9 protein-coding genes are annotated in these 14,453 nt (G+C 62.4%); 3 read left to right on the top strand and 6 right to left on the bottom strand.

Annotation, left to right across the window (positions count from 1 at the left end; genetic code table 11):
* Nucleotides 1–3: 3 nt before the first annotated feature.
* The 3 genes from Tel_02055 to Tel_02045 all read right to left on the bottom strand — a co-directional run bounded on the left by Tel_02055 (nt 4) and on the right by Tel_02045 (nt 8,533).
* Nucleotides 4–3,126, bottom strand: coding sequence for a hypothetical protein (locus Tel_02055; GenBank protein ALP52018.1), 3,123 nt, complete (start codon nt 3,124–3,126; stop codon nt 4–6).
* Nucleotides 3,127–3,273: 147 nt separating this feature from the next.
* Nucleotides 3,274–7,251, bottom strand: a complete 3,978-nt coding sequence (locus tag Tel_02050) for a hypothetical protein (protein ID ALP52017.1) — start codon at nt 7,249–7,251, stop codon at nt 3,274–3,276.
* Between the two features lie 16 nt (nt 7,252–7,267).
* The gene (locus tag Tel_02045) at nt 7,268–8,533 is read right to left on the bottom strand and encodes a hypothetical protein (protein ALP52016.1); all 1,266 of its coding nucleotides are present in this window, start codon (nt 8,531–8,533) and stop codon (nt 7,268–7,270) included.
* A 187-nt stretch (nt 8,534–8,720) separates the two neighbouring features.
* Here Tel_02045 and Tel_02040 point away from each other — a divergent pair, with 187 nt between their 5' ends.
* Together Tel_02040 and Tel_02035 are read left to right on the top strand one after the other, a co-directional pair.
* Nucleotides 8,721–9,641, top strand: a complete 921-nt coding sequence (locus Tel_02040; protein ALP52015.1) for a transporter — start codon at nt 8,721–8,723, stop codon at nt 9,639–9,641.
* A 6-nt stretch (nt 9,642–9,647) separates the two neighbouring features.
* Nucleotides 9,648–10,328 carry a hypothetical protein gene (locus tag Tel_02035; protein ALP52014.1) on the top strand — a complete coding sequence of 227 codons (681 nt, stop codon included), beginning with the start codon at nt 9,648–9,650 and terminating at the stop codon, nt 10,326–10,328.
* 13 nt (nt 10,329–10,341) lie between these two features.
* On the opposite strand, the gene Tel_02030 is transcribed toward Tel_02035, so the two are convergent.
* Entirely contained in the window at nt 10,342–11,031 is a 690-nt protein-coding gene (locus tag Tel_02030; GenBank protein ID ALP52013.1) for a hypothetical protein, read from the bottom strand.
* 132 nt (nt 11,032–11,163) lie between these two features.
* Between Tel_02030 and Tel_02025 the strand changes: the two genes are divergently transcribed.
* Complete coding sequence (locus Tel_02025; protein ALP52012.1) at nt 11,164–12,120, top strand: cysteine synthase; 957 nt, start codon at nt 11,164–11,166, stop codon at nt 12,118–12,120.
* Between the two features lie 62 nt (nt 12,121–12,182).
* Here Tel_02025 and Tel_02020 read toward each other — a convergent pair whose 3' ends face one another.
* Together Tel_02020 and Tel_02015 are read right to left on the bottom strand one after the other, a co-directional pair.
* A complete protein-coding gene (locus Tel_02020) occupies nt 12,183–13,043 on the bottom strand; it encodes a hypothetical protein (GenBank protein ALP52011.1) in 861 nt (286 codons plus the stop codon).
* A gap of 202 nt (nt 13,044–13,245) precedes the next feature.
* Nucleotides 13,246–14,445 carry a phosphoribosylglycinamide formyltransferase gene (locus Tel_02015; GenBank protein ID ALP54700.1) on the bottom strand — a complete coding sequence of 400 codons (1,200 nt, stop codon included), beginning with the start codon at nt 14,443–14,445 and terminating at the stop codon, nt 13,246–13,248.
* Nucleotides 14,446–14,453: the final 8 nt, after the last annotated feature.

Below are 14,453 nucleotides of genomic sequence, written 5' to 3'. Positions count from 1 at the left end.
TCACTAGCAGCCGGTATTGCCGGCGCAGTTGCTCAGGAACACGCCCTCGGCGGTGGCCGTGCCGGCCATATAGTCAAAATCGAAACTGCCGGCGATACCCTCGGCCTGAGGGCCGGTGAGCATGCCCTTCATCTCAGCCGCGGCGGGATTGACGGTATCCGAATTGTAGTACACCAGCGGCGAACTGATCTGCAACTCGGCGCCGTTCAGGGTGCCCGTGAAGGAGGCATTCCAATAGTTGGTATTGGACGCGTCGGAAAAGCCCATGGTGCCTGAGGTCACGTTGCCGGTATCGAAATCCACATTGGCGGAAAAATAAAACGAGCTGTTATTAATCGCGCCGGTACTGGTGCTGCCCGCCACCCAGTTGGTCGCGGTCTGGTCGTACACTACCTGGCCGGTCTTGCCACCCGGGGTCCCGGTACCGCCATCAATGGCCGTCGGCATGAAAGTGATCCAGAACAGATCCGAATTCACCGCCGTGCTGACAGTGGGATCGAGCGGGTCGGTCTGTTTGTTCAGCGCCGTCGCCTGGCCGTTCCAGGCCCCCCAGCTCACCTCGTAGGCCGGATCGGGACTGCCGACCTGATAACTGGTAGTGGTCTGGGCTGCCACCAGATCAGGCGTGCCGCCCTGCTTGATAATGTCACTGGCCTCTTCCAACCAAAACGCCGGCTGGGCGGGATCAAAATAATAATTGCTCAGACCGATCACCGGGCTGGTGCCGCCGCTGGCGCGACCGATGAGGGTGGCATTGGACCCCGAACTGCCGAGCGCCCCCAGCACCACACGGTCCAGCGGCGCCTCATTAAAACCCAGGCGTAAATCCCGCGCGGCGATGAAATTTCCCTGTACGTAATAATTGGGATCGGCCGCATATTCCAGGTCGAAGGCGCCGGCGATGGCGTTCGGATCGGTGCTGCCGCTGAGCACCATGAAAAGATTGCCGCTGGCCGCGCCGCTGCCGCCGGCGCCGCTGTACGTGCCGCTCATGGCGGTCACCTCCAGGCGCGCACCGACCAGGTTGCCGTCAAAGCTCAGATCCCAGCTGTCTGAAGGATTGGTCATCAGGGACAAGGCGCCCTTGAACTGCGCCATGTCGAAATCCACTTTCAAGTCGGCATTGAGGCTGGTGATGCCGAGCCCGCCGTTGCTGATGCCCTGGGTCGCCGGCGAGACGGGGGCGCTGTGGTAATACGCGCCGCCGCTGCGACTGGCGAGCACCACATCATCGCTGGGCAACACACTCATCCACACCACGGGATCGCTGAGATTACTCGTCACTGTGGCGTCATTAGGATCGGTCTGCAGCGTCGCGCCGCTCCAAATGCCCCAGCTGATGGCATAGTTGGGATCATCGTAGCTGGAGATGAGCGTTGCCCCGCCCTGACTGATCACATCGGTAATGGCCGCCACATCGAACAAGGCGTCGCCGGGCAACAGGCCGTTGTCGGCGAACACCGGCGTGCCAACGGCCGCCAGGCCGCCGCTGTAATGCACGCCAGATAGGGCGTTGGACTCCAGCACGATGCCGGCCCGCTCCAGCACCAGACCGCCGAGACGCACATCGTTTTTGACCAGGAACATGCTGTCGAGGTAGACCGCCGCATTGCCCACCGCCTCAAACGAGGCCATGCCCGCCAGGGCCTCGGCCGCGCTGCCGACAAACATCAACTCGGCGACACCGGTGACACTCTGTGTGCCGTTGACCGAGCCGCTGACGCTGTTGATGCTTAAACCCTGCGCGCTCACGGTGCCGCTCAAGTCCACATCCCAAAGCTCGTTGGCGGTATGGACATGCATGTCACCGGCCACGCTGGCGCTGTCGAAATCCACCCCCAGATCCACATACAGGCCGGTGACGCTACCGTCGCTGCCGACCCCGTCGAAGGCCAGCACATTGCGGAAACTGAACCGGCCGGTCTTGGCACTGACCGTGGTGGCGTCGCTGGCGGTCACGGTCAGCCAGTGCACCGGCTGACTGATCGGTGTGGCGATGCTGGCATCGCTGGCGTCGGTGGCCAGTTCGGCGGGCTGGGCATTGCCGTCCCAGATGCCCCAGCTCACGCCCAGGGCGGGGGCGTCGTAACTCGCCACCAAGGGTGCGCTGCCCTGGCGCAGTACCTCGCTGGCGGCGGCGCTATAGAAATTCGGATCGTCGGGCGACAAGCCGACATCGGCGAATACCGGCGCGCTGTTGGCATCTTCGCCCGAGGGCGCCACCAGGTAGTCGAAACCGCTGACGGCATCCACCTTTTGCACAATGCCGACACGGCTGAGGCTCACGCCCTGCAGGCGTTGGTCGCCGGTATCGATCACCGGCTCCGGAATGAAGCTGCCTTGTTCCAGGCTGATCGGTGTCGGCGCCGGCTCAGCGGGATCTGAATGGCTCAGACTATTCGGAACAGGCTCGCCGTCATCGGGGGCTGGGGCGTTAGCGAGCGGCTCAGATTCCTCATTCTCGAGGTCCGTATCACCTTCATCCGGACCCTGGCCAGTGGACAGCTCGGGGTTCTCCCCGATCACCGGCGGCGGTGTCATGAGCCCCAGCGGCTTCGCAGTCCGCCCGGCCACATGGGCGAAATTGAACACCCCTTGCGCGCCCAGTGTAATGGCCCCGGCCGCGTTCTCCACCACAATGGTGCCCTGCCAGGTGGCCACATTCAGGCCCTTGTCCAGCACCACTTCATAGTTCGTACCGCGCACGCCGATACTGGCCACCGAACTCTTCATTTGATAATTCTTGGGATTCTTCTTACCGATCTTGCCGGTAATGGTGCGAAAGCCGCCATTGATCAGGGTGAAAATGTTTTTGTCCTCACCGCCGTCGCTTTCCTGATAGCGGAAATCATCGATGCGGATCTCGGTATCCGGGCGCAAGGAGATCAACGCGCCGTCGCGAAAACGCACCTGGGCCTTGGCATCGGCACCCGTCTTAAGCGACTCGCCGGAGTAGAACGGCGACCTGCGCGTCAGCGTCCGCACTTCACTATCGGGCTGCACCGCTACCACCTCACCCGTGGCCATCAACACATAGCCTGCCGGCTCTGCGGCCAGCAACCAGGCCGGAGCCATCAACAACAGGGCGATGATGATGCCCCGCAACAGGTGGGATAGATCGTTCATAGTGCGCGCCTCCTATACGGCTCGAGGAACCTATATTAGGTTATCGACATATACTTGAGACGAACGCACCCTCAGGGCCGAAACTGTGACGCCGATCACAGCTGGGCCAGGCGCACAGGCGCTGTTAGAACAAGGGCTTAGCGCCGATTAACAGCCCCCGCTCTGGCACACCAGAAAGACCCCGTTCATATCCTTGGCGACACCCGGATTGGCGTTAAAATTGAAGCGCCCCGCCAGGCCGTCGGCGGCGGCGCCGGTGAGAATAAGATCCATGCTGCCGTTGGCGCTGGTGGCACCATCGTAGAGACCGCTTGCGGAGACATATTGAAAGGCGCCCGAGGGGGTCATGGAACCGGGCGCGGCGTTGAAATTCATATCCCAGCTCTGGCCGCCCAAATGCTCCACATGCATGCTGCCGCTGTTCAAGGCGCCGGTGTCGAAATCGACCGTGGCGGCAAAAGAGACGCTGGCGGGATTGACGTCCCCGTCCACCCCAGCGCCGATCACACTCACCGGGGCGTTGTAGCTGAGCTGGCCGGTCTTGGCGGCCAGGGTATCCAGCGGCGTGGGCGCCAGGGTCAGCCAGTACAGCGGCGTGGTGATATCGCCCTGGCTGGCGGCATCGGCCGGATCGCCCTGATAGGTGGCCGGCGTACCTGCCGCCGCATTCCAGCGGCCCCAGTTGACCTGGAAAGCCGGGTCGCCCGCCACCGCGTGCCCCCCCAACATGTCCTCCGCAGCGCCGCCCTGACGATATACGGTTTGCAGCGAGGCCAGCTCGAACCAGGCATCGCCGGGGTGATAACTGCCCATGCCGTCGTGGGCGAACACCGGCGACATGGGCGCCGTGGTCGCCATGCCGAAACCATTGCTCCAACCCGCCAATACGCCGACCTGCTGCATCGCATTCAGCTCGCCGGGAGCGAGGCGCACATCCTGCCCGGCAACGAAGGCGCCCTGAAGGTAGTAGCTGCTGTCGGCGGCGGACTCGAGCTCATAGGCCACCGCCAGGGCCTCGGCGCCGGCACCGGTGAACACCAGACTGAACTCGCCGTCCACGGCTGTATTGCCCAGAGCGTCTGAATAATTGGCGTAATACGAATTCACCGCATCCAGACTGTCGACCTGCAGCTCGGTGCCGAGCAGGTGGCCGCCCAACAGTACATTCCAGAAATCCGTGTCGGGCTCGTAGACATACAAGCGCGCCTTAAATTGCCCGCTATCAAAATCCAGCCCCAGATCGAAAGACAGGGTATCGATGCCGTAGCCGGTGTCGGTCTGGCCGAAGCCGGCGCAGCACTGGCGTGCGAAATAAAAGCCGCGCCCAGTACGCCCCAATACCACCGACTCCGCGCTCGGCAGCACCGTCATCCACACCACCGGCTCGGCCAGGGTGCTGACCAGGCCCGGGTTGGCGGGATCGGTGTGCAACTCGGCGCCGCTGTTCCAAATGCCCCAGCTCACCGGAAAATTGGTATCGCTTTGCACGATCTGGGTGGTGGTGGCGCCGCGTTTGAGGATCTCGGCCAACGGCAAGTCGTGAAAGTGGGGATCGCCGGCGTGGGCGAAATTCTCGGCGATAAGGGGATCGCCCAGGTTACCGTTCGAGGCCGGACCGACGAACCAGTCCGCCCCGACGGCGCCGCTCGACGTCATGGCCACACCGTAGCGGTCCAGGCTGCCCACCTCGGTGCTGCTGAGACGCAGATCCTGGCCCAGTAGAAAATTGCCCGTGATGTATTGAGTGCTGTCGCTGCTGAGTTCGAACTCATAGGCCCCGGCGATGGCCTCGGCCGCGCTGCCGGTGAATAGCATGCTCAACGCGCCGTCGATGGCCAGCTCGTTGCCCAGGCTGTCGCGACGCACCCCATTTAGCGTCGTATACCCCAGCTCCGGTCCAGTAATGTTGCCGTCGAAAAAGAAGTGCCAGGCATCGTTGGCGGGGGTCTCGTAGACGCCGGAGCCATGGAACTGGGCCAGGTCGAAGTCCACCTCCAGGCCGAGGAAGAATTTGAGAAAGGCATTGGCATTGTGATCCACCGCTTCGGCATAAATCGGGGCGAAACGCGCCACACCGCTCTTGCCCGCCAGTACGCCGCTGGTGCTGGGCAACACGCTCATCCAGCGCACCGGCTCAGTCAGGGTCACGCTGTCATTGGGATCGAAGGCGGAGAGCTGGACCTGCACATCGGTTTGCCAGGTGCCCCAACTCACCGGCACAGTGGAGGCCTCATAGGAGGAACTCAGGTAAGCGATGTCGTCCCGCAGCACCTGCGCGAGTGGCGCACTGGCAAAGGCGGGATCGCCGGGGGACACCCCGTTGTGCGTCATCAAGGGGCCGTCATTCAAGGCGCCTGCCGTGGACGGGCCGATGAACCAATGGGCACCGGCTTGACCGTTGACCTGCAGCGCAATGCCAACCCGGTCCAGACTGGTCTGTTCGGCCGGACTGAGGCGCAGATCCCCCACCGCGCTATCGTCCACCACCGCCACGCCCGAGACGTAGGTGTTGGGATCGCCCACCTTCTCCAGATCAAAACTGCTGGCCAGGGCCTGGGCGTTGGCGCCACTGAACAGGCTGTTGAACTCGCCCTGCACGGCGCTGCCGTTGACATCACCCGTGAGCGTGGTGAAATCCAGCGTCGGCTGGCTCAGGCTGCCGCTCAGGCTGAGCTGCCACAGCTCACTGGCGGTATAGATATTCACTTCGCCGCTCGCCGCAAGGGTGTCGAAATTGACGCTCAGATTCATATAGACATCATTCACCGCACCGCCGCTGCCGCCGCCGAGAAAGCCGCTCACGTGACGGTAATCAATCTGGCCGCTACGGCCGGCAACCACGGTGTCGGCGCTCAAATCGGTTACCACCCAATAGATAGGCTGGTCGATGGCGGTGAATACCGCGGCGTCGGCGGCATCGGTGCGTAACTGCGCCGGCGCCCCCGCGCTGGCCTCCCACACACCGTAAGTGACGCTGTGATTGGCGTCGATGTTGACACTCATGTTGTTGCCCAGCGGCGCCTGGCCCTGGGTCAGCACTTGTATAAACGGTGTGGTGGCGAAACCGGTCTCGGCAGGGTCCAGGCCGTTGTCGGCGATGTGATAGGCGGCGTTGCCGTCCTGCCCGGCCTGACCGCCGGCCAGCATTTGGGAATAACCCGTGCCCTCCACCACGGCCATGCCGACCCGGTCGAGAGTGACGTCGAGGAGGCGCTGATCGACATCGGGGTCAGGCGTGGGTGTCGGCTCCGGCACCGGCGTGAGGATGGGATCGGGGATCGGGCTGGGAAGCGGCTCCGCTTCTAACGCCTCGGGCGCCGGATCTACATCACTGACCGTCACCACAGGGGGCGCGTCGGCGGGGTCATCGGCGTCATTGCTGATCTGCTCGGCCAGCGTACCTTCGCTGTCCTCGCTCTGATCGTCCGCGGCGCTGTCCTCGCTCTCACTGGGTTCTTCCGGCGCGGCGCCTTCTTCCTGAGCGGCGTCGTCCTCGCTCTCTTGGATTGCTTGCCGTTGTTCGTTGGCGATGGCGGGCGGCGGTTTCATGCTGCCGCGCGGCGCACTGCGGGGAGAACTCACCACGGCAAAGTTGTAGCGTCCCTCCGCTCCCAGGGTCATGCGCCCGCCTTGGTTTTCCACCACGATGGAGCCTTGCCAGGCGGCCACGTTTAGACCTTGCGCCAGCACCACTTCATAGGTGGTGCCGCGTACACCGATGCTGGCCACCGAGCTCTTCATTTGATAGTTGTCCGGCTTCTGCTTGCCGATCTTGCCGGTAATGGTGCGAAAGCCGCCGCTGACCAGGGTGAAAATGTTCTTGTCCTCGCCTTTGAACGGTTCGTCGAAACGGAATTCGTCGAGGCGAATTTCGGTCTGCGCCCGCAGGGTGATCAGCGAGCCATCGCGAAAGCGTACCTGGGCCTTGGCCTCGGGACCGGTTCTCAGGGATTCACCGGGGAAGAAGGGCGAGCGCCGTTTGAGCGGCCGCGTCTGCTGATTGGTCTGCACGGCTTCGACCGTCCCCGTGGCCATCAACACAAAACCGGCCGGCTCCACCGCCGATAGCTGAAACGAGGCCAACACCAGTATCAGCGCCAGTCCCGGTTTCAGATTTCGCTGCATGCGGTCAGCGTCCCTGTCAGTAATCAAAGCGCAAGCTGAGGTACTGCTGCGCGCGCTGGTAGGTATAGATGGGTAGGTTGGAGTCGTTGCGGGTGTGACTCAGCCCCATGCTAAAACGCCAGCGGGGATCAAAACGCCAGTGCCATGCCAAGGCGGCCTGGCGATAGTCATCCTCGCGCAGCTTGCCGAACAAGGGTTGGACGGCGTCGTGCTCCACCTGCTGGGCGCTGAGGGCGAGCTCAAAGTTGTGGGCGCTATGGGGACGCCAGGTGGCCACCAGACGCACGCCGCCATAGGCGCGGCCGAAGTATTCGCTGCCCGTGGTCTGGGGGGATTCATCGGCGTAATAGGCGCTAGCGCTCAGGCCGGTCTTGAGCATGGCGATGTCAGTGGAAACGGCGACGCCGGCGAGGGCCAGATCCACGTCGCGGGACTCCTGGCCGGCACTATAACGCTGCTGGGCCCACTGGCTGAACAGTACATAGCGGGTGCTGCGGTCGCCCAGACTCCATTCCACCCCCAGGCCGGCACTGGTGCGAGAATGATCGCCGTTAGCGTCGTGATATTGCAGGTATTGATACTGCAGCGGCAGGCGCAGGCTATGGCCTTTGGCCTGATAGACAAATCCGCCGCTGAGCCCCATCAGGCGCGTGTTGAAGAGATTGTAATGACTGTTCTGGCGCTCGTTGAGTGAGGCGGAGACGAAGTAGCCCATGTCCTTGCGCAGCAATTTGAGATAGCTGATGCCGGCATTCACCTCGGCGAATTCATCGCCCAACTCGCGGCTGGTCTCGCTCAGCTGCAATGCTGGAAAGATCACGGTGGCCACTGCCTGCTGCGTGGTGCCGCTGCTGATATTACTGTCGTAACCCAGCTTAAGCTCGGTGCTAACGTTCAGTTGGTGATCGCGCAGTTTGCGGCGCTCGGCCAGTTGCTCGAGAAAGCGTTGAATGTTCTCTTTCACCTGCGCGGGCGGGTCGCTGGCCAGCACGGTATTAAACAGCGACCGGGCTTGTTCGAAATTGCCCAGGGCGAAATAGGCGCGCGCCAACTCCAGCCGGGCGCGGTGATCCTGGGGCACGGCCGCCAGCGTCCGCTCCAGCGCGAACACGGCCTGCTGCGGATGCCCGCTTTCCAACGCCGCCAGACCAAAAAGAAAATCGAATTGAGGTTCGCCCGCCAGCTCCAGCTGCCGCTCCAGGGCTTGTTCATAGGCGACCTGATACTGACCCTGCGCCACCAACGCGGCGAGTGAGTCGGCGGCATACGCATGACCAATCATGCTCCCTGCCAGCACCAAGGCGCTCAGCGTCCTTAACCACACCTTCTGCGTCCACCTGATTTAATGAGACATACTTCAGGATTTATCGGCAAAGTACGGAATATCTCCATTGCCGCGCCCCGGCGGCGCAATGCTACAATCGGCGGCAATTCAAGCGGCTGTTTCTTTACAACAACAATCAGAATCTATGTTCGATATCTTCACCCAAATGGCCGCCCTGATCGCCTGCGGTGTGGCCTGGCGCATCTGGACCCCGCTGGGCATCCCCGCCGATACCTCGCGCACCTCGCTCACCGGCCTGGTGTACATCCTGCTGCTGCCGGCCTTGGTCCTGGACGTGCTGTGGAGTTCGCCCCTGGGGCTGGATTCGCTGCGCATCTCGGCCACTGCCGTCAGCGGCATTCTGGTCTGCATGCTGCTGGCCTGGCTGGTGTATCGCTATGGCTTTAAGCACTGCTCCAAACCCACCGCCGGGGCCTTGATCCTGGCGGCGGCCTTTCCCAACGCCACCTACATGGGGCTACCGGTGCTGGAACAACTGCTGGGACCTCAGGCGCGCTCGATCGCCATTCAGTACGACCTGTTCGCCTGCACCCCCATATTGCTGACCTTGGGCATTCTAGTGGCCTCGGCCCACGGTGAGCACCCGCATCAATCACGCCCCCTGGACACCTTGATGCGGGTCCCACCGCTATGGGCGGCCGTGATCGCGGTGGCACTCAATCTCGCCGGCGTGCCCATGCCCGAATGGTTGGACGAATGGCTGGGCATGCTGGGCATTGCCGTGATTCCGTTGATGTTGATCTCCCTGGGCATGAGTCTGCAATGGTCGGCCTGGCGCCGCCACACCCTGCCCCTGCTGCTGCCCGTGGTGCTGTTGCAGTTGGGCATCATGCCCCTGGTGGCCCTCTTTGTCGCAACGAATATCGGACTGGAGGGTACGACCCTGACCGGCACCATCCTCGAGGCCGCCCTGCCGAGCATGGTGCTGGGTCTGGTGCTATGCGACCGCTACGGCCTGCATACCAGCTTTTATGCCCTGGCGGTGACCGTCACCACCAGCGTCAGCCTGGTCACCATTCCACTCTGGTTTAGCTGGGCGAGTTAAGGAGCAATGGAACGCATGAATAACCTACAAAAACCCACCGTCGCCTTATGCCTGGGTCTCGCCGCCGGCATCCTACCCACGGCGGTCACAGCCAGCAGCGCGTATCCTTTCTATTTTGAACTGGAGTTCGAACAACAGCGCATCCCGCTGGAAGGGGGCACCCGCCTGGAAGCCAACAGCTTCGGCTTCAGCTATCGCGAGCACGTTACGCCATGGATTGGACTGGCGCTGCGTTTGGGACGTCTCGGAGCGGAGCATGAATACGACAGCACGGCGTTAAATTTCGACCCTTCCGGCTATTACGCCGGCCTGGGGTTCAATAGCCGCACCGCAGAACGTAACCGACTGCAGGCCGGGCTCGATCTGGAATACAACTACTACGACAGCCGCGAGGAAGTGGGCGGCGACACCCTGGAACTGGATTGGACCCAGGGCGAAGCACGCTTGTGGGCCAGCTTGCGCCTGGGCGGTGGCTTCAAATTCTACGGCTGTGTATTCGCTCTGAGCGTGGAGGCTGAGCAGGAATTAAAGGGTACGGCGGCTTCACAGCAAGACTTGGACAACCGCGATGACAGCGGCCAGTGCGCCGGTCTAATTCTGGAAACGGCGGATCGCGGCGTCGTCGGCATCGAGGCCAGCGGCGGTGCCCGCCAGGGCGGGCGCATCTATTTCGGAAAATATTTTTAGTCGCCGGCGGGCCTTAAAACGCCAAGCCAAATTTGAGGTTGTAAGACACGATCCCGCCCACCGAGTCGCGCTCCAAGGCCAGGTTGAACAACGGCGGATGAAGGGTCACACCGATGAAAGTGCGGGTCTCGGAAATGTCCACCGTCTGCAGGCCCGACCCCGCTTTGGGCGTGCTCTCAGCCCACACCCGGCCGATGCCGGCGTAGGGCGTCAGCATCAGTATTCCCTTGGAAATACTCACATCGACGCTTTGGCTGTCCAGCTCCAGCTGATCATCGGCATCCAGGGTGGTGAAACTGCCGCGCAGCGCCACCGCCGGCAAAGCCACATTGCCACTGATGATGGAATACTTGATCTCGGCGCCCCAGGCGTCGATGTTGGAATCGGGCACGGTGAAATAATAGCCGCCCACGTCGATGTCAAAGGGCAGGCCTTTTTGCACATACAGCTTAGGTATGATCAAGGTATCGATGGTGTCGCCCGAACTCATGGCCGCGGTCCAAGCGTCAGGGTGTTCCAGGTCGGTGGAGGTGACCGCCACGCCCACGTCGAAACCGATGACCCCAAGGGCTTCCGCCGAGGCGCCCGCCTTATAGCTGAAGGCGGCGGCCAGGTCCTGGGACAGGCCGTCGAACTGGCTTTGGTTAAGATTGCCGATGTTGTCCAGGTCATCCGCCGCCACCGCCGTTGCGGCCAGCGCCAATACACTTGCTGCCATCAATCTTTGCATGATTATTCTCCCCGACTAGCCACGACCCGCGCCCTGGGCTAAGCTGTCTGCACCCAAGAATTCGGCACACTATGCCACATTTAAGCAACTGGGAGATAGATCGGGATGAGCTATTACAAAGACAATTCGCAGTCCATCGGCAACACACCGCTGGTGCAAATCAACAATATCATCGGCGACACCCAGGCCACGGTGCTGGGCAAGATCGAAGGCCGTAATCCGGCCTATTCGGTCAAGTGTCGTATCGGCGCCTCCATGATCTGGGACGCCGAAGAGCGCGGCGTATTGCGCCCGGGCATGGAGATCATCGAACCCACCAGCGGCAATACCGGCATTGCCCTGGCCTTCGTCGCCGCCGCGCGCGGCTATCCCGTCACCCTGACCATGCCCGAAACCATGAGCGTGGAACGGCGCAAGGTGATGAAGGCCCTGGGCGCCACACTGGTACTGACCGAAGGCGCCAAGGGCATGCCCGGCGCCATTGCCCGGGCCGAAGAACTAGTGGCCCAGGATCCGGATAAATACTTCATGCCGCAGCAGTTCAGCAACCCGTCCAATCCCTCGATCCATGAAAAGACTACCGGCCCGGAAATCTGGCGCGACACCGACGGCAAGGTGGATGTCATCGTCGCCGGGGTCGGCACCGGTGGCACCATCACCGGCGTGTCACGCTATCTCAAGAAAACCCAGAACAAACAGATCATTTCGGTGGCGGTGGAGCCCGAGGCCAGCCCGGTAATTTCCCAGACTCTGGCCGGCAAGGAGGTCAAACCCGCGCCGCACAAGATCCAGGGCATCGGCGCCGGTTTCGTGCCCGCCAATCTGGATCTGGACTTGGTCGATCGCGTGGAAACAGTCAGCAACGAGGAGGCCATCGAATACGCCCGGCGCCTGGCCGCCGAAGAGGGTATTTTGGCCGGCATCTCCTGCGGTGCGGCGGTGGCCGTGGCCAGGCGCCTGGCGCTCGATCCCGAATTCGCCGGCAAGACCATTGTCACCATCCTGCCCGATTCGGGAGAACGCTATTTGTCGTCTATCTTGTTCCAGGATATCGAGGCGTAAAAAATGGGAATGGGTATTGGACCCATCCCCGCTTCTGTGCCTACAACGGAAACTATATTTGATTAAGCGTGGCGCACGATCGGCTGGATCATGGACCAAGACTCGGCGAACAGCGGTCCCGCCTCGTCGCCGATTGCGGTAATCTTTTCTTCATTCAAGCCGGTAATCTGCCAGGCCAACGCGTCGACTTGCGGCACGGGGCCGCTGTGGTCGGCAGGCAATTCGGCGCGATTCGCCATGACATTGGCGATGTGGACAATGGCCGCATCCAGACGCGCCTCTTCGGCTCTGCCGACATCGTGATGACAACCCACCGTCTCGCACAGCGCGGCGGGAATACTCCATTGCTGCAATAAGGCCTGGCCGACGTCAGCGTGATCGAAACCGAACAGTTCACGCTCCACCTGCGGCAACTCCCTCCCCTCTTGCTCGGACCGGCTCAGGGCCTGCTTGGCCTGCTCCGGCGCCCGGTTCATCATCACCAACATACCGACATCGTGCAGCAAACCGGCCACGAACAGGCGCTCGGCGTGCAGCACGTGACAGTGCGAGGCCACCAGCCGCGCCAGCACGCCGCAATACACACTGTGGCGCCAGAAACTGGCCATGTTGATTATTTCCACCGGAATCTGGGAGAAGGTACGCACCGCCGACAGGGCCAGCACCAAATAGCGCAGCTCGCGCTCCCCCACCACGGTGATGGCGCGGGAAATGCTGTTGACCTTGGAGGGAAAATTATAAAAAGCGCTGTTGGCCATACGCAGCAATTGGGCGGTCAGGGCGGTATCGCGACTGATCACCCGGCCGATGTCGGCCGCCGAACTGCGCGGATCGTCCACCAGCTCATTGACCCGGACACACACTTCGGGGAGTGAGGCGAGTTTGGCGATACCTTTGACGAGATCACTGGCTTGCTTGCTCATAGCTGCTCCTGGCCTGTAGCGAATGCTGTCGTGCTTAGGAAAATATCGGCCGAAAAACGGTATTTTTTAGCCCGGCGGCAAACACACTCAAGGCGTCTTCGCCGCGCCGGTCGCGCTCAAGAGGACACGGGGATCAGCGCATCCATGATGCACCATAGTGACGATCGACGTTCCTGTCGCACGGGGAAGACATCGAACGGGGTTAACCCGCCACCGGTTTGACCAAGGCGGCCGCCTGCTTGGCCCGGCTGAGCGCTTCGCCGACGCCTTCGCCGGCGGCCAGGGCCACGCCCATACGCCGTTTGACAAAGGCCTCGGGTTTGCCAAACAGACGGATCTCGCTGTGCGGCACTTGCAGCGCCTGCTCCAGTCCTGTGAAGGCGATGCCCGGCTGATCCAGGCCGCCGTAGATCACGGCGCTGGCAGCCGGATTGCGCAGCCGGGTGTCCACCGGCAGACCGAGGATGGCGCGGGCATGCAGTTCGAACTCGTTCTGATACTGGCTGGCCATGGTCACCATGCCGGTATCATGGGGCCGCGGGCTGACTTCACTGAACCAGACCTGATCCCCCTTGATGAACAGCTCCACGCCGAAGATGCCGCGACCGCCCAGATTGGCGGTGACTGCGGTCGCGATCCGGCGCGCCTGGTCCAGGGCCGCCGGGCTCATGCGCTGCGGCTGCCAGCTTTCCACATAGTCGCCCTGGGTTTGTACGTGGCCGATGGGGTCACAGAAATAGGTTTCGATTTCACCGTCGGCATTAACCGCACGCACCGTCAGCAGGGTGATTTCAAAATCGAAATCGATGACTGATTCAATAATCACACGACCGCCCTGGACGCGTCCGGCGGACAGGGCCCGATCCCAGGCCCCGGCCACATCCTCCGGACCCTCGACCAAGGATTGCCCCTTGCCCGAAGAGGACATCACCGGCTTCACCAAACAGGGATAACCGATGCCGCCGTCGACGGCCATTTTGAGCTGGTTGAGACTGGCGGCGAAGGCGTACTTGGAGGTGGGCAGCTCCAGCTCCTCGGCCGCCAGGCGGCGAATGCCCTCGCGATTCATCGTCAGCTGGGCGGCGCGGGCGGTGGGGATCACCTCGGCCAAACCTTCAGCCTCCATCTCGGCCAGGGTAGCGGTGGCGATGGCCTCGATCTCCGGCACCACCAGGTGGGGACGCTCCTGTTCGATCAGGCGACGCAGGGCGGCGCCGTCGGTCATGTCGATCACATGGCTGCGATGGGCCACCTGCTGCCCGGGGGCGTTGGCATAGCGATCGACGCCGATCACCTCCACGCCCAGCCGCTGCAGGGCGATGATCACCTCCTTGCCCAGCTCACCGCAGCCCAGCAGCATGACGCGCGTCGCGCCGGGTGACAAAGGGGTGCCGATTTTCATGCCCGCTT

Source organism: Candidatus Tenderia electrophaga (assembly GCA_001447805.1).
GTDB classification, from domain to species: domain Bacteria; phylum Pseudomonadota; class Gammaproteobacteria; order Tenderiales; family Tenderiaceae; genus Tenderia; species Tenderia electrophaga.
Note: the sequence above shows the minus strand (reverse complement) of the source record. Positions and strands in the feature narration are given on the sequence as shown.